Here is a 13,957-nt window from a genome sequence, read left to right as displayed (position 1 = left end):
CGGGACGACCCGTGCGCGAACACGGGGCGCGGATACGGGCGGACAGCCCCGCGGAGACCTCCGGCCCCGGCCTCACCGCCGGGGCGAGGGCGTCAGCGGGCCGTCCACTCCTGCGTACGGTCCCCGGCCCTGCACGGCTCCACTGTCAGCGCGCCGCCCCTGCCGTGCGCGCTCAGACAGCCGTCCGTCCGGGCCGCGTTGTGCAGCCGGAAGGTGCCGTCGTGGCCGTGCACGGGGACGACCGACCACTGCTGGGCAGGGTCGTCGGCATACGGGCGCAGCAGCACCAGGCCCGATGCGGTGTCGAGGGCGAGAGCCAGGCCGCGGCCGGCGTCAGGCCCGGCCGTCAGCCGCAGTCCACCGCCCTCCGCCGGGGTCAACCGCCAGGCCCGCTCGGCACCGTCCCGACGGTCCTCGCCGTCCGCCAGCCAGGCGCCCGTCCCGTCGGCGGCGAGGACGCCTCCGTGGCCCGCGTTGCCGAGCGGGCCGCGCTCGTCGGCGGCCGTCGAGGAGGGGGCGGACTGGGGCGTCAGCGGCGGCCGTTCGCTCTGCGAGCGGGAGGTCGCGGGTCCGGGCCGCTGGGGCGGACGGGAGCCCGCGGGGGTCGCGGCTTCGGTCGTCACGTTGCCCTGCGTCGAGGAGAACGCCACGGGCACGAGCAGCACCGCGGCGAGGGCCACCGCCGCCGGGATCGCCACGGTCGCCAGCATCAGCCGGGGTGCCCGGCTGACCAGGCTCATCACCTTGCGCAGGCCGGGCACGACCCCCCGGTCCAGGCGTCGCCTCAACCGGGTGAGGAACGACGGGTTCACGGTCCGGTGCACCTCGTCCTTGGTGCGGCCGGGCGCGGTGAGGTGGGCCGGGCGCTTCTTCCCGTGCTTGTCGATCACGTCGACGGGCTCGAAGCTGTCCGCCTCCACGCCCGACGCCCAGCCGAGGCGAATCGTTTGGTCATACACATACTGGCTGACGATCATCACGAGCTGCTGATCGGGGAACTCCTTCTGCAGCAGCTTCGCCTGCGCGCAGTCGACCAGGCGCTTGGCCTCGACGGCTCCGCCGCCCGCGGTACCCAGGGCGCTGTCCGCGGCCAGGCTGGTGACCACGGCCAGCCGGACCTGGAGCAGTTCCTCGGGCGCACGGCCGACGTTCCTCTTGGCGAGGCTCTCCTGGAAGGCCGGGGCGTACCGGGAGACCACCAGACTCATCAGGCTGCTGCGCCACCAGACCAGGTATCCGTCGCCGTCCTTCTGGAAGCCGAGGTGGTCGCGACGCAACGAGTCGGGCACCTGATCGAGCGCGTCCTGATGCGCCCCGTAGAGCGCCGCCTGCGCCGCGTGCATCTGTGGACCGAGGAAACGGCTGTAGTCGCCCAGATCCACTCTCAAGTACACAGCGTCGAAGAGATTCGACACCGGATCTGATCCGAATCCGTCACCCGATTCGGACGCGTTGTCGTGCAACGTACGTGTGACCTCTCCTGAACAGGAGCGCGATGTCCAAGAGATTATGGACAGCCTTGGGATACCACACATGTGCACGGAGTTGCCAATTGGCCCATGTTCAACTCCCGCCCCTCTGTGCTCATTCCCCGTCCGCGATCGCCCGAAGCGCTGTCAGGTCGGTGACGATGACACGCCGGTGATGCGCGTCGACAAGATCGCGCAGTTCCCTGAGCGCCCGGTACGCGGTGCTCTCGGAGACCCCGATCAACTCGCCCCACTCCATGTGCTTCAAATCCATCGGAAGGATGACCTCGCGTCCACGCACCGACTGCCCGAAGTCGTCGGCCATTTCGACCAGGACGCGGGCCAACCGCACGGTGGGCGACCGGTGATGGAAGTCGACCCGACGCCGGGTGGCTGCCGCCAGCTTCCGGCTGACGGTGTCCTGTAATCGCCGCAGCACCTCGGGCTGGGCCCCTTTCACGGCGTCGAAGTCGGCCCACCCGAGCCGCAACACCGTGACGGGGTCGATCCCGCAGGCCCGGACCGTCGCACTGCGCGGCGCCCCGCTCATCCCGGCGAGTTCCCCGACCAGATCCCCACGGAGCCGCACGGCGACGAGGGTCCACCCACCACCGCTCAGCGCCGCGGTGACCTTGACGTAGGAGGAGACGAGCAGGAAGACATCGGTGCTGAGATCCCCCTCCCTGATCAGCGCCGTACCGGGAGCGAAGGACACGAGCTCCGCCCGCTCGGCCAGGGCGAGTTGGGCCGCACGACTCAGCCCACCGAGAAAACTGTCGGCACGCCACTCCCCCCGCGCCTCCCGCACCAGCCGTTCGGCCTCGGCCCAGTCCATGCGCACTCCGCCCCCGAGAGTCACAAAAATCGTGCCCGCCGGGAGGGTAGGTTTCACGCCGACTAAACGAGGTACGACCCACATCTCTCAGCCCCCCACCCCCAGGAGGCTCCGCCTCGTGGACACCGATCGGCATCTTCGAACTCGTCCGCCGCCCGAGGCCGAGGCTGTGCCACCCCAATCCCCCACCCACCTCAGGGGACTCCGCCTCCCGAATGCCGTTCCGAGCGTCTGCCTTTCAGCCCGCCCGACGTCCAAGGCCAAGGCTCTGCCATCCCGAACCCCCACCCACCCCCAAGGGGCTCCGCCTCTTGAGCTCCGGTCCGTATCTTTCAGCCCGTCCGGCGTTTGAGGACGAGGCCCGTTCAGGGCCGAAGCGGGGTCTGGGGGCGCAGCCCCCAGCGGGGGGGAAGGGGCAGCGCCCCTGGGGATGGGACGGGTAGGGGCGGCGGGGGCGAGAAAAACCCCTCAATCCCCCCGCTGGGACCGCGCCTTGAACGCCGCCCGCTTCGCTTCCTTCGCAATCCGCTTGTCCGGATGCAACCGCCCCATCGCCTCCAGCACATCCGCCGTAGCGGGATGCTCCACCCGCCAGGCAGCCGCGAAGAACCCACCATGCTGCGCGGCCAACCCCTGCACCAAAGCCTGCAGTTCGTCGGAATTACCCTCCGCCGCCAGCTGCGCAGCAACCGTGTCGATCGTCAACCAGAAGATCATCGACTCCGACGGCGCAGGCACATCCCCCGCCCCGTGCTCCGCCAGCCAGACCCGGGCCAGCCCCCCGAGCTCAGGATCGTCGAGCACCTCCCGCAACGCCGGCTCGGCCTCCGCCCCCACCAGAGACAACGCCTGCTGACACCGCAACCTCCGCAACGGCGCCCCCGCGTCCAGCCCCCGCGCCGCCGCCAACAACTCCCGCGCCGCCCCCAGCGGTTCACGCCGAGCCAGCCACAACTCGGTCTCCGCCTGCGCAGCGCCCTGCGGAAACGTCGCCGTCCCGTCGAGCAACGCGTCGGCCCCCTTGTCCGCGAGGTCCCCGACCGCGGGCGCCTCGAGACCGGCCTCGAGAAGCCGCGCCCGCAGCCCGTACAGCCCGAGCGGCGTCAGCCGCACCATCCCGTACCGGGAGACGTCGATGTCGTCGACGGGCGCCGCGGGTTCCTCGTCGGCGTCGGCCATCAACGCCTCGTCGACCGGCTGGTACTCGACCAGGCCGACCGGTTCGAGGACCCGGAACTGGTCGTCCAGCCGCATCATCGCGTCGGACACCTGCTCCAGCACGTCGTTGGTGGGCTCCCCCATGTCACTGGGCACGATCATCGACGCGGCGAGCGCCGGCAGCGGCACCGGCGAGTCGCCGGGACCGTCCTCGCTGACCGTCAGGAGATAGAGGTTGCCGAGCACGCCGTCGAGGAAGTCGGCCTCCGCCTCCGGGTCCCACTCGATGCGGGAGAAGTCGACCTCGCCGCTCTCGTCAAGCGCGTCCTCCAGGCCCTCCAGATCGGGCACGCTCGCGTCGGCCAGCACGGTGTCCAGCGCGCCGAGCCACACCCCGAGCACGTCCTGCGGCGAGCCGCCGGTGAGCAGTGCCAGGTCCTCGCCCGCGGCGACGGTGCCCTCCTCCTCGTCGACGATCTCGACGAGCCCGGTGTCGACGGCGACCCGCCAGGCCTCGCTCGCGTCGGCCGCCGCGTCGTCCCCGGTCAGCCCGAGGGCCTCGGCGGCGGCGGGCAGTTGCTCGTCGACGAGTCCGCCCCCGGCGTCGACCCTGGTGTCCGCACCGGCCCAGCGGGCGAGCCGGGCGGCCCGGCCGAGCAGCGGCGTGGACAACGCGGCCCGCGCCAGCTCCGCTTCGGGAGACAACCGCACCGGCGGCAGGGGGGAGCTGTCTGACATCGGCTGCTTCTCCTAGGGGGCGTGTCGTACCACTCGATCGCTCAGCCTAGACGGATTTCGACCCATGCCACCCGGTTCATCTCCCCGACGACCGCTGTACATGGCTGAATCCTTGACAACCCATATGAGCAGGCAGGAGATTGACGCGCGTAGAAATCTGCTGGACACCTGTTCACTGTATTTTCTACGCGCGTCGCCACCGCCCCACCGGTCGCGGCCCCAGGCGTTCCAGTTACACCCTCGTCCCGGCGCCCACGCATGTCCCCGGAGGGATCACGTTGCCGAGCAAGTCTTCCGCGCGCCTCGCCGCGCTCACCGTCGCCGCCGTATGTTCCGCGGCGTCCACCGTCGCCCTGACCTCGCCCGCGCACGCCGACGGCCTGCGCATCCATGACGTCCAGGGCACCACCCGGACCTCCCCGTACGCCGGCCAGAAGGTCACGGACGTGCCCGGCATAGTCACCGGCACGCGCACGTACGGCTCCTCCAGAGGCTTCTGGCTCCAGGACCCGACCCCGGACGACAACCCGGCCACCAGTGAGGGCGTGTTCGTCTTCACCAGCTCCTCGCCGAAGGTCGCCGTCGGTGACTCCGTCACGGTCACCGGCACGGTCTCCGAGTACGTGCCGGGCGGCACTTCGACCGGAAACCAGTCGTTGACCGAGATCACCAAGCCCACCATCACCACCGTCTCCACGGGCAACGCGGTCCCGGCCCCCACGGTGATCGGCTCGAAGTCGGTGCCGAACCGGTACACCCCGGCGGGCGACACCGCCGCGAACGGCTCGCTGGCCGGTCTGACCCTGCAGCCGAAGAAGTACGCCCTGGACTACTACGAGTCCCTCGAGGGCATGAACGTCCAGGTCAAGAACACGCGCGTGGTCACCGCCACCGACCCGTACGCCGAGCTGTGGGTCACGGTGAAGCCGCACGAGAACCCGACCCGCCGCGGCGGCACGCTGTACGGCTCCTACGACTCGCAGAACACCGGCCGGCTCCAGATCCAGTCGCTGGGCGCGGTCGCCGACTTCCCGGTGGCGAACGTCGGCGACACGCTGACCGGCACGACGACCGGCCCGCTGGACTTCAACCAGTTCGGCGGCTACACCCTGGTCGCGAGCGAGCTGGGGACGCTGAAGAGCGGTGGCCTCAAGCGCGAGACGACGCAGAAGCAGTCGCGGGACGAGCTGGCGGTCGCGACGTACAACGTCGAGAACCTCGACCCGACCGACGCCACCTTCGACGCGCACGCGGCCGCGATCGTGAACAACCTGAAGTCGCCCGACATCGTGTCCCTGGAGGAGATCCAGGACAACAACGGCGCGAAGGACGACGGCACGGTCGCCGCCGACGTGACGGTGAACAAGCTGATCGACGCGATCGTCGCGGCGGGCGGCCCCAAGTACCAGTGGCGCTCCATCGACCCGACCAACGACACCGACGGCGGCGAGCCCGGCGGCAACATCCGCCAGGTGTTCCTCTTCAACCCGGAGCGGGTCTCCTTCACCGACCGCGCGGGCGGCGACGCCACCACCGCGGTCGGGGTCACGAAGGTGCACGGCAAGGCGGCCCTGACGGCCTCCCCGGGCCGCGTCGAGCCGACGAACGAGGCCTGGACCAGCAGCCGCAAGCCGCTGGCCGGCGAGTTCGTCTTCCGCGGCAAGACGGTCTTCGTGATCGCCAACCACCTCAACTCCAAGGGTGGCGACTACGGGTTGACCTCGCAGTACCAGCCGGTGCCGCGCAGCTCGGAGGTCCAGCGCCACAAGCAGGCGACCCTGGTCAACGCGTTCGCGAAGTCGATCCTCGACGTCCAGAAGAACGCCGACGTCATCACGCTCGGCGACATCAACGACTTCGAGTTCTCCGACACCACGAAGATCCTGGAGGGTGACGGCGAGCTCTGGTCGGCGATCAAGTCGCTGCCGAAGAGCGAGCGTTACACCTACGACTACCAGGGCAACCAGCAGGTCCTGGACCAGATCCTGATCAGCCCGTCGATCCGGCGCGGCTGCGACTTCGAGTACGACAGCGTGCACATCAACTCGGAGTTCAACGACCAGATCAGCGACCACGACCCGCAGGTGCTGCGGTTCCGCCCGTAGCACCTGAGGTGTGACTCCCGTTTGGTCAGGGCTGGTTGAACACCCCGTTCAGCCAGCCCTGCCACTCGGCCTCGCACTCCTTGATGGGCGAGCCCGGCGTGAAGTCGTGCAGGGAGATGCCGACCGGGTAACCCCAGTGGTTGCGCCCGAAGATCCGGGTGAGCCCCCGGTCGGTGCGCAGCCCGATGAACCACTCGTTGCGGAAGTCGACGACGGCCTCGAACTGGTCGGGCCCGGTGACCGTCACCCGCGCCCCGGCGGCCACGTCGTCCGCGAGCCCCAGCGCCCTTCCTACGGCGGCCAGCGCGTCCGGAGCCTTCGACGCCTCGGGCCCGTCGAAGGTCGCGAAGGCGGCCGGCTTGGGCGCGAAGTGGGTCAGGTACTCGCGCAGGGTGTGCAGATAGAAGTCGGTGTGCTTGGCGGCACCGTCGTACTGGTTGTCCCAGTCGTCGACGAAGATCCCGCTGTGCACGTACCGCACCCAGGCCCGGCGCCCCTCGTCGCGCGCCTCGATGGTGTAGTCGAGCTGGTTCATCGTCTGCTCGGCGATGCCGTCGACGTTCTCGACCCGGTTGGTGTAGCGGTGGGGCGGGTCCCAGGCGGTGACGGTGGACCCGAAGGGTCCCGTGCCGCCGACCTTGGGCTCCGGCGGCTCCATCGGCCACAAGTAGCCGTCGGTGCCGGTGGTGACGGCGTCCCACACCTGCTGCGGGGTGGCGTCGACCTCGAACTCGCGGGCGATCTCGAACTCTTTGGGCATGATCTACTCCAACTCGGTCTGCTTGAGGGTGGGATGGACGGCCACCACGATCCGGTGGTCCCGGCCGCCCTCGACGCCCGGAGCGTCGTACTTGCGGATCAGGCCGGTGACTCCGGCCGTCAACTCCTCGATGAACGCGGCCCGTTCGGCGGCCGAGGCGAAGCGCACCTCGCCGTCCAGCGCATAGGTGGCGAGCCCCTTGCGGGCCTTCGCCGCGCCGGTGATCAGCGCACCGACGTCCCGCACCAGACGGGCGCCGAGCGCGAGCAGCCACCGCGCGGACAGCTGGTCCCGGAACCGGTCCGGGTCGGGCTGTACGGCGGCGAGCGCGAGCGGTGAGATGACGTACGACGCGGCGGTCGCCCGCATCAGCCGCTCGGTGACGTTGCCCTTGCGGCGCTCGCCGGACAGCTCGACCAGGCCGTGCCGCTCCAGTGCCTTGAGGTGGTAGTTCACCTTCTGCCGGGGCAGGCCGACCCGGCCTGCCAGCATGGCGGCCGACGCGGGTCCTGCCGCCAGCTCGGCCAGCAGCCGGGCCCTTATGGGGTCCAGGGAGACGGCTGCGGCCTCGGGATCCTCGATCACGGTGACGTCCAGCATGGGTCCACCGTCTCACCGAACACTTTTTTTGTCCAGACGGTTCTAACTGTCGGTGAGTCCCAGGGCATGGTCGTACCGGCTGACCGTGCTGCTCCTCAGCCCCGGCCAGGTCTGCACACGCGTCCAGAGCTCGCTCCCCGAGCCGATCCCGTCGCCCGGCGCGGCGAGGGCGTCGAGGTGGGCCTGGGCGCTCTCCCACTCGGCGTAGTTGAGGACGCGGGTGCCGTCGATGGAGAGGTGAAAGTGGGCGGAGATGCCCCCGGGGTGCGGGGCGGGATCGCTCGCCAGCGCCTCCGCGACGGCGTCCACCCAGGCGCGCTGCCGCTCGGGGTCGGGCCCGTCGAACTCGACGTCCACGATCACCACGCACCCGGGGACGCGCCCGCCCCGGTCGGCCGGGCCGAGGCTGCGGTAGTGCCGGTAGCGACCCAGCCCCACCCGGTCGATGCCGGGTACGGCGGTGTCGATCTCGTCGACGCGCTCCTGCCGGTGCGTCTTGACGAAGGCCTCGTAGGCCGCATCGCCCGTCCACTGCGAGTAGTGCAGGAGGGTGGCGGCGTCGTGGCCGGTGTAGACGTGGTAGCCGAGCAGATCGGCGGCCGGCCAGGGACGGCGCTCCCAGGCGTCGGCGATCGCCTCGACGGTCTGCCGCTGACGCAGAGGGGTGCCTACCCGCCAGGTGCTGAAGAAGGGGGCGCCGATACGGGGGTCGGCGAGGTCGGGGTGTGTGTCCGTGCGCTGTGTCATGCCGCAACTCTTCAATCTCGACCAAAGTTGAGGTCAAGCACGCACAGGACTACCGGTCTTGGTCTCCCCCGCCCGACCCGTTCTCGCCCAGCCGCGCCAACTGCGTCTGGAACCAGTCGAGCCGCGCCTGCAACAGGGCTGCCTCCGCGGTGAGTTCGGGTACGCCGAGCCCTTCGACGTCGGTGAGTTCGGCCAGCCGGCGGGCGCTCGCGCTGCCCACGGCGACCCGCAACCCCTCGCCGGCCAGCCGGGCGAAGGCGGCGAGCGAGACGGACGTACGGCCTCGGACGCAGCCCGCGCAGGACGGTGCCAGGACGAGCCAGCCGGGGCGGCCGCGGCCCGCGTCGGCGAGGGCGGCGGCGACCGTGCCGCAGGCGCACGGTCCGACCGTGGCCGTGCGCACGCGCTGACGGGCGTAGCGGAAGCCGCGCTCGAAGCGGATGTAGGCGCCCAGCACGGTGACCTCGAGCAGGACCGCGCCGCGGTGCTCGGCGGTGCACAGCAGGCCCTCGGCCACCGCGCGGTCGTGCACGCAGTGGAAGCCGCAGTCGCAGCGTCGGTGCGGTGCCCGGTGCCGCAAGCCGTAGACGCAGGACGCGTCGGCCAGCACTCCGTACGGCAGCGCGCCGCCCAGCGACACACCGGTGAACCCGGCCCGGGTGCCGTCCTGGGACAGCACCGGGTGGGCGATCTTGTATCCGGTCGGCGGCTCCGTCGGGCGTTCCGCCGGAAGCCGCAGCCTCATCGGGCCGCCGGGACCTCTTCGGGGGCCTTCAATTCCTTGATCTCCTCGGGGAGTCGGAGCTCCTCGGGTTCTCGGTCGTGCTCCTGCGGCCGCTCTTCCGCGATTCCGGTGGCGAGTGCCTTGCCGAGTTTCATGACGCCTCCATGGGCCGATGCCGATGACCGTCCAGACCATGGTGACCCATGGAGGGCGAAAGGGACACAGGGCCTGGCCTGCGCCCCGACCCACCCCACTCCACAGCACTGCTTACCAATACTCCGTAGCAGAATTAAGTAGAGCTTCACGATCTCCCCGCCGACACTACTCCCATGACGACGACCGCCGCCCGCCCCGTCCGGCCCTTCGGCCGGGCCCTCTGCGCGATGATCACGCCCTTCACCGAGGAGGGCGCGCTGGACCTCGACGGCGCGCAGCGGCTCGCCGAACGGCTGGTGTCCCACGGCTGCGACGGGCTGGTGCTCTCCGGGACGACGGGCGAGTCGCCGACGACCACGGACGCCGAGAAGTCGGCGCTGGTGACGGCGGTGCGGGAGGCGGTGGGCGAGGGGGTGCCGGTCGTGGCGGGGGTGGGCACCTTCGACACCCGGCACACCGTGGAGCTGGCCCGCGCGGCCGAACAGGCGGGCGCGGACGGGCTGTTGGTGGTGAGCCCGTACTACAGCAGGCCTCCGCAGGACGCCGTGGAGGAACACTTCCGGACGGTGGCGGACGCGACGGGGCTGCCGATGCTCGTGTACGACATCCCGGCCCGCACCGGCACCCGGATCGAGCCGGACACGATGCTCCGGCTCGCCGAACACCCCCGGATCGTGGCGGTCAAGGACTGCTCCTATGACTTCCTCGCCGCCCAAAAGGTGCTGGCCCGAACGGAGTTGGCGTACTACGCGGGCTGCGACGAGCACAATCTCGCGCTGTACGCGGTCGGCGGCGCGGGGTACGTCAGCACGGTCGCGAACGTGGTCCCGGATCGACTCCGCGCGGTCGTGGACGCGTTCGAGGCGGGCGACACCCCCGTGGCCGCCCGCCTCCAGCAACGCGCGACGCCGCTCATCGAGGCGATGATGGCGGCGGGACTGCCCGGCTCGGTCACGGCCAAGGCACTCCTGCGCGAACTCGGCCTGCCCGCAGGCCCCGTGCGTGCCCCGCTGCGGCCCGCCGACCGCGAGGCGGTCGACGGGCTGCTGGCGGTGTACGAGGAACTCGTGGGCGGCTGAGGTCGGTTGATCAGTACTGGTGCTCACCCCAGGTGCTCACTTCAGGTGCTGAGCACTGCTGCTGAGCGCTGGTGTTCACCGCTGCGCGAACACCGGCTCCCAGCGTCCGGCGGCTCCGTCGTTGCCCTGTCGGAAGCCGCTGAGCGGGACGACGTCGTCGCTGCCGACGGTCACGAGCACGAGCCGGTTGTGGAACTCGTTCTTCCCGTCCTTCGCGATGTCCCAGGCGATGAGCCGGGTGTTGCCGACCCAGGCGAGCAACTGCTGCCCGTGCACCTCGGTCTTGTCCCCGGTCCGGGCGTCGACGATCCAGGACGAGGTCTTCCACTTCTTGCCGGCGAAGTCCCCGCCGACCAGCTTCCCGTTCGGTGAGGTCCCCGCGTCCACCCACCAGTTCAGGTACTTCTGGTCGGCAGGCACGGCGACCTTCTTGCCGGAGAGGTCGTAGAAATCCTTGCCGATGGCGCCCATGGGATTGCCGGCCCAGACGTACTTGCCGTCCGGGGTGAGCGCGAAGTCCTGGCGCCCGTTGAGGAAGCCGACGTCCGGGTCGTTCGGGTCGCTCTTCAGCTCGACCTCGCTCCAAGGGCCCTTGCCGGAGGCCACGTCGAAGACGTAGAAGCCGTTGCGGGTCGACGGCTGCTTCTGGTCCCAGCCGTCCGAGCCCTCGGTCTTCTCCAGTTGGTCCGGGTTCCCGCCGTAGGTGCTGGCGACCAGCTTCTGCCCGTCGCGTGAGAACGCCAGCCCACCGACCCCGTGGTCCACCGGGATCCACCGCTTGACCTGACCCGAGGCCAGGTCGAGCAGGCCGATACGGGAAGCGGGCAGGTTCTGCTCCAGGACGGCGGCGGTCTTCATGCCGGGGGCGACCGCGACCCAGGACCACTTGGTGGTCTTCACGTACTTCCCGGTCTTGGGATCGAGCAGCCAGTAGGTACGCACGGTCACGCCCTCGTTGGCCGACTGCGCGACGGTCTTCGGGACCGAGTACGCGGCAAGTGCCGTGCCCCCGGCGGAGATCAGGTCGCGCGGCGGCGACTGGTTCGGGTGGGCGTTGACCTCGACCTGCTGGATACCGCCCGAGGGGCGTACCTCGTCCTTGCCCGAGTCGAGCATCGGCACCGCCACGGCGACGGCCACCACCGCGACGGTGACGGCGGCGAGGGTCACGTACCGGCGGTTGCGCCGGCGGCGGCGCAGGGTGAGCACCCGGTCGGCCAACCCCGGTCCCACCGAGGCCTGTTCATCGGCCTGCTCGCGCAGGGCGTCACGCAGGAGTTCATCGACGTTCACGGACGCACCTCCACGGGTGAGTAGTCACGGGACGGCGGCTGTTCGGCCTCGGCCGGTCCCAGGGCCGCCAACTCCGGTGCCAGCGTGCGCAGTCGGGCCAGCGAGCGGTGGGTGGTGGACCGTACGGTGCCCACCGAGCAGCCGAGCAGCCGGGCCACGTCGGCCTCGGGCAGGTCCTCGAAGTAGCGCAGCACCAGCACGGTGCGCTGCCGCGCGGTGAGCCGGCCGAGAGCCGCGCGCATCACGACCCTCAACTCGGCGTTGGCCGCGGAGTCACCCGCCGCCCGTTCACCGCCCTCGGGCGGCTCGGCGACACTGACCTCGCTCCGGCCCCACTTCAGCCGCCAGCGGCTGACCTGCTGCCGGTAGAGGATCCGCCGTACATAGGCTTCGGGTTCGTCGATCCGCTGCCATTTGCCCGCCGCCTTCACGAGCGCGTTCTGCAGCAGATCCTCACCCGCGTGCCGGTCACCCCCGCACAGCAGCACGGCGGTCCTCAGCAGAGCCGACGACCGGTTCTCCACGAACTCGCGAAAACCATCGAGCCCTTCGGCATCCATCGTCACCTTCTCTTCCCCCGGCGGCGCCCGTGCCCCGCTCCTGTGCTCCTTGTGACGCGCACGCCACCCTGCCGCTATGCCTGTCGCGCAAAGAATTCTCGGGCGAGTTCCCACGCCGGCTGCCGTACGTTGTCCCCCATGAGCCGCCCCCTGCTCTTCCTCGACGTCGACGGCCCCCTCAACCCCTACGCGGCACAGCCCGAACGACGCCCCGAGGGCTATACGACGCTGAGGGTGTCCCTCGAGTCGGGCCGCCGCCTACGGGTCTGGCTGAACCCCGCCCACGGCGCCGCGCTGCTCGCCCTGGACTACGACCTGTGCTGGGCGACCACGTGGATGGAGACCGCGAACCGCTGGATAGGGCCCGTCGTCGGCCTGCCCGAACTCCCCTACGTCGACTTCGGCGAGGGCCTGTTCGCCCAGCGCCCCGACGGCGTGCACTGGAAGACGGAGGCGATCCTGGCGTACGCCGACGGCCGTCCCTTCGCCTGGGTGGACGACGAACAGGGCCCGGCGGACGACGAGTTCGTGGCCGCGAGGCATCCGGCGCCGGCGCTGCTGCACCACGTGAACCCGCGCATCGGCCTGCGCGAGCCGGACTTCACGGCACTGGCGGCGTTCGCGACGGCGCACCACTCGTGAGCGGCGGACACCGGTGAGCGGCGAACACGGCTGAGCGCCCGGCTGTCCTGCTCGGCCGGGCGCTCACCCAAGTGTCGTACCGTCGGCGTCAGTTGTGGCTGTGCAGGATCTCGTTCAGGCCGCCCCAGACCGCGTTGTTCGGGCGGGCCTCGACCGTGCCGGTGACGGAGTTGCGGCGGAAGAGGATGTTGGAGGCGCCGGAGAGTTCGCGGGCCTTGACGATCTGGCCGTCGGGCATCGTGACGCGGGTGCCGGCGGTGACGTACAGGCCGGCCTCGACCACGCACTCGTCGCCGAGCGCGATGCCCACGCCCGCCTCCGCGCCGACCAGGCAGCGCTCGCCGATGGTGATGCGGACGTTGCCGCCACCGGACAGCGTGCCCATCGTGGACGCGCCGCCGCCGATGTCCGAGCCGTCGCCGACCACGACACCGGCGGAGATCCGGCCCTCGACCATCGACGTGCCGAGCGTGCCGGCGTTGAAGTTGACGAAGCCCTCGTGCATGACGGTGGTGCCGTCGGCGAGGTGCGCGCCCAGCCGGACCCGGTCGGCGTCGGCGATGCGGACGCCGTTCGGGGCCACGTAGTCCGTCATGCGCGGGAACTTGTCGATGGACGTCACCTGGAGGTGCAGGCCCTCGGCGCGGGCGTTGAGCCGCACCTTCTCGACGTCGTCCACGGCGACCGGACCGAGCGAGGTCCAGGCGACGTTGGCGAGGAAGCCGAACATGCCGTCCAGGCTCTGGCCGTGCGGCCGGACCAGCCGGTGGGAGAGCAGGTGGAGCCGGAGGTAGACGTCGTGGGCGTCGATCGGCTTCGCGTCCAGGGAGGAGATGACGGTACGGACCGCGATCACCTCGACGCCACGCCGCGCGTCCGGCCCGACCGCTTTCGCCGCACCCGCGCCGAGCAGTTCCACGGCCCGCTCGGCCGACAGCCGCTCGGTGCCGGACGGTCCGGCCTCGGCGGCCAGCTCGGGCGCGGGGAACCAGGTGTCGAGAACAGTGCCGTCGGCGGCGATCGTGGCGAGGCCGGCGGCCACCGCCCCGGTGGTGCTGGGTGCAGTCGTGTCGGTCATGAGGGCAACCTAA

General features: G+C 70.7%; 14 protein-coding genes. 3 read left to right on the top strand and 11 right to left on the bottom strand.

All coding sequences use genetic code 11. The annotated features are described in order from the left end of the window. Window positions 1–92: 92 nt before the first annotated feature. From ACWD5F_RS26870 to ACWD5F_RS26860, 3 genes are all read right to left on the bottom strand, one after another. Window positions 93–1,388 carry an RICIN domain-containing protein gene (locus ACWD5F_RS26870; protein ID WP_451258044.1) on the bottom strand — a complete coding sequence of 432 codons (1,296 nt, stop codon included), beginning with the start codon at window positions 1,386–1,388 and terminating at the stop codon, window positions 93–95. 196 nt (window positions 1,389–1,584) lie between these two features. Further along, entirely contained in the window at window positions 1,585–2,304 is a 720-nt protein-coding gene (locus ACWD5F_RS26865) for a Crp/Fnr family transcriptional regulator (protein ID WP_451258042.1), read from the bottom strand. 468 nt (window positions 2,305–2,772) lie between these two features. After that, window positions 2,773–4,200 (bottom strand): hypothetical protein, encoded by a 1,428-nt coding sequence (locus ACWD5F_RS26860; RefSeq protein ID WP_451258040.1) that lies wholly within the window; start codon window positions 4,198–4,200, stop codon window positions 2,773–2,775. A gap of 278 nt (window positions 4,201–4,478) precedes the next feature. Here ACWD5F_RS26860 and ACWD5F_RS26855 point away from each other — a divergent pair, with 278 nt between their 5' ends. Beyond that, the gene (locus tag ACWD5F_RS26855) at window positions 4,479–6,305 is read left to right on the top strand and encodes an endonuclease/exonuclease/phosphatase family protein (RefSeq protein ID WP_451258038.1); all 1,827 of its coding nucleotides are present in this window, start codon (window positions 4,479–4,481) and stop codon (window positions 6,303–6,305) included. Between the two features lie 25 nt (window positions 6,306–6,330). Here ACWD5F_RS26855 and ACWD5F_RS26850 read toward each other — a convergent pair whose 3' ends face one another. The 5 genes from ACWD5F_RS26850 to ACWD5F_RS26830 are packed head-to-tail and all read right to left on the bottom strand — an operon-like array spanning window position 6,331 to window position 9,291. Beyond that, a complete protein-coding gene (locus ACWD5F_RS26850) occupies window positions 6,331–7,065 on the bottom strand; it encodes an SRPBCC domain-containing protein (protein ID WP_451258036.1) in 735 nt (244 codons plus the stop codon). Between the two features lie 3 nt (window positions 7,066–7,068). Continuing rightward, entirely contained in the window at window positions 7,069–7,665 is a 597-nt protein-coding gene (locus ACWD5F_RS26845) for an ArsR/SmtB family transcription factor (protein ID WP_450358366.1), read from the bottom strand. Between the two features lie 42 nt (window positions 7,666–7,707). After that, window positions 7,708–8,412: an antibiotic biosynthesis monooxygenase gene (locus ACWD5F_RS26840; RefSeq protein WP_451258034.1), complete on the bottom strand. Its 705-nt coding sequence runs from the start codon at window positions 8,410–8,412 to the stop codon at window positions 7,708–7,710. Window positions 8,413–8,461: 49 nt separating this feature from the next. Next, window positions 8,462–9,157 (bottom strand): hypothetical protein, encoded by a 696-nt coding sequence (locus ACWD5F_RS26835; protein WP_451258032.1) that lies wholly within the window; start codon window positions 9,155–9,157, stop codon window positions 8,462–8,464. Beyond that, the gene (locus ACWD5F_RS26830; protein WP_451258030.1) at window positions 9,154–9,291 is read right to left on the bottom strand and encodes a hypothetical protein; all 138 of its coding nucleotides are present in this window, start codon (window positions 9,289–9,291) and stop codon (window positions 9,154–9,156) included. Before ACWD5F_RS26830 ends, ACWD5F_RS26835 begins: the two co-directional genes overlap by 4 nt. 174 nt (window positions 9,292–9,465) lie before the next feature. Between ACWD5F_RS26830 and dapA the strand changes: the two genes are divergently transcribed. Next, window positions 9,466–10,371, top strand: coding sequence for a 4-hydroxy-tetrahydrodipicolinate synthase (gene dapA, locus ACWD5F_RS26825; protein ID WP_451258028.1), 906 nt, complete (start codon window positions 9,466–9,468; stop codon window positions 10,369–10,371). Between the two features lie 75 nt (window positions 10,372–10,446). Here dapA and ACWD5F_RS26820 read toward each other — a convergent pair whose 3' ends face one another. After that, entirely contained in the window at window positions 10,447–11,664 is a 1,218-nt protein-coding gene (locus ACWD5F_RS26820; protein ID WP_451258026.1) for a WD40 repeat domain-containing protein, read from the bottom strand. Beyond that, a complete protein-coding gene (locus ACWD5F_RS26815) occupies window positions 11,661–12,224 on the bottom strand; it encodes a SigE family RNA polymerase sigma factor (RefSeq protein WP_401728042.1) in 564 nt (187 codons plus the stop codon). The genes ACWD5F_RS26820 and ACWD5F_RS26815 overlap by 4 nt, the downstream gene beginning before the upstream one ends. Before the next feature lie 138 nt (window positions 12,225–12,362). On the opposite strand from ACWD5F_RS26815, the gene ACWD5F_RS26810 reads away from it, so the two are divergent. After that, entirely contained in the window at window positions 12,363–12,866 is a 504-nt protein-coding gene (locus ACWD5F_RS26810) for a hypothetical protein (RefSeq protein WP_451258024.1), read from the top strand. Window positions 12,867–12,954: 88 nt separating this feature from the next. On the opposite strand, the gene dapD is transcribed toward ACWD5F_RS26810, so the two are convergent. Then, window positions 12,955–13,944 carry a 2,3,4,5-tetrahydropyridine-2,6-dicarboxylate N-succinyltransferase gene (gene dapD / locus ACWD5F_RS26805; protein WP_451258022.1) on the bottom strand — a complete coding sequence of 330 codons (990 nt, stop codon included), beginning with the start codon at window positions 13,942–13,944 and terminating at the stop codon, window positions 12,955–12,957. Between the last annotated feature and the right edge of the window lie 13 nt (window positions 13,945–13,957).

The sequence above is a fragment of the Streptomyces sp. NPDC002499 genome (assembly GCF_053595415.1).
This window is presented reverse-complemented; position numbering and strand designations above follow the sequence as displayed.

Coding starts and splice junctions, on each gene's coding strand:
- ACWD5F_RS26865 (WP_451258042.1), bottom strand. CDS start 2,304: ATGGACTGGGCCGAGGCCGAACGGCTGGTGCGGGAGGCGCGGGGGGAG.
- ACWD5F_RS26860 (WP_451258040.1), bottom strand. CDS start 4,200: ATGTCAGACAGCTCCCCCCTGCCGCCGGTGCGGTTGTCTCCCGAAGCG.
- ACWD5F_RS26850 (WP_451258036.1), bottom strand. CDS start 7,065: ATGCCCAAAGAGTTCGAGATCGCCCGCGAGTTCGAGGTCGACGCCACC.
- ACWD5F_RS26845 (WP_450358366.1), bottom strand. CDS start 7,665: ATGCTGGACGTCACCGTGATCGAGGATCCCGAGGCCGCAGCCGTCTCC.
- ACWD5F_RS26840 (WP_451258034.1), bottom strand. CDS start 8,412: ATGACACAGCGCACGGACACACACCCCGACCTCGCCGACCCCCGTATC.
- ACWD5F_RS26835 (WP_451258032.1), bottom strand. CDS start 9,157: ATGAGGCTGCGGCTTCCGGCGGAACGCCCGACGGAGCCGCCGACCGGA.
- ACWD5F_RS26830 (WP_451258030.1), bottom strand. CDS start 9,291: ATGAAACTCGGCAAGGCACTCGCCACCGGAATCGCGGAAGAGCGGCCG.
- dapA (WP_451258028.1), top strand. CDS start 9,466: ATGACGACGACCGCCGCCCGCCCCGTCCGGCCCTTCGGCCGGGCCCTC.
- ACWD5F_RS26815 (WP_401728042.1), bottom strand. CDS start 12,224: ATGGATGCCGAAGGGCTCGATGGTTTTCGCGAGTTCGTGGAGAACCGG.
- ACWD5F_RS26810 (WP_451258024.1), top strand. CDS start 12,363: ATGAGCCGCCCCCTGCTCTTCCTCGACGTCGACGGCCCCCTCAACCCC.
- dapD (WP_451258022.1), bottom strand. CDS start 13,944: ATGACCGACACGACTGCACCCAGCACCACCGGGGCGGTGGCCGCCGGC.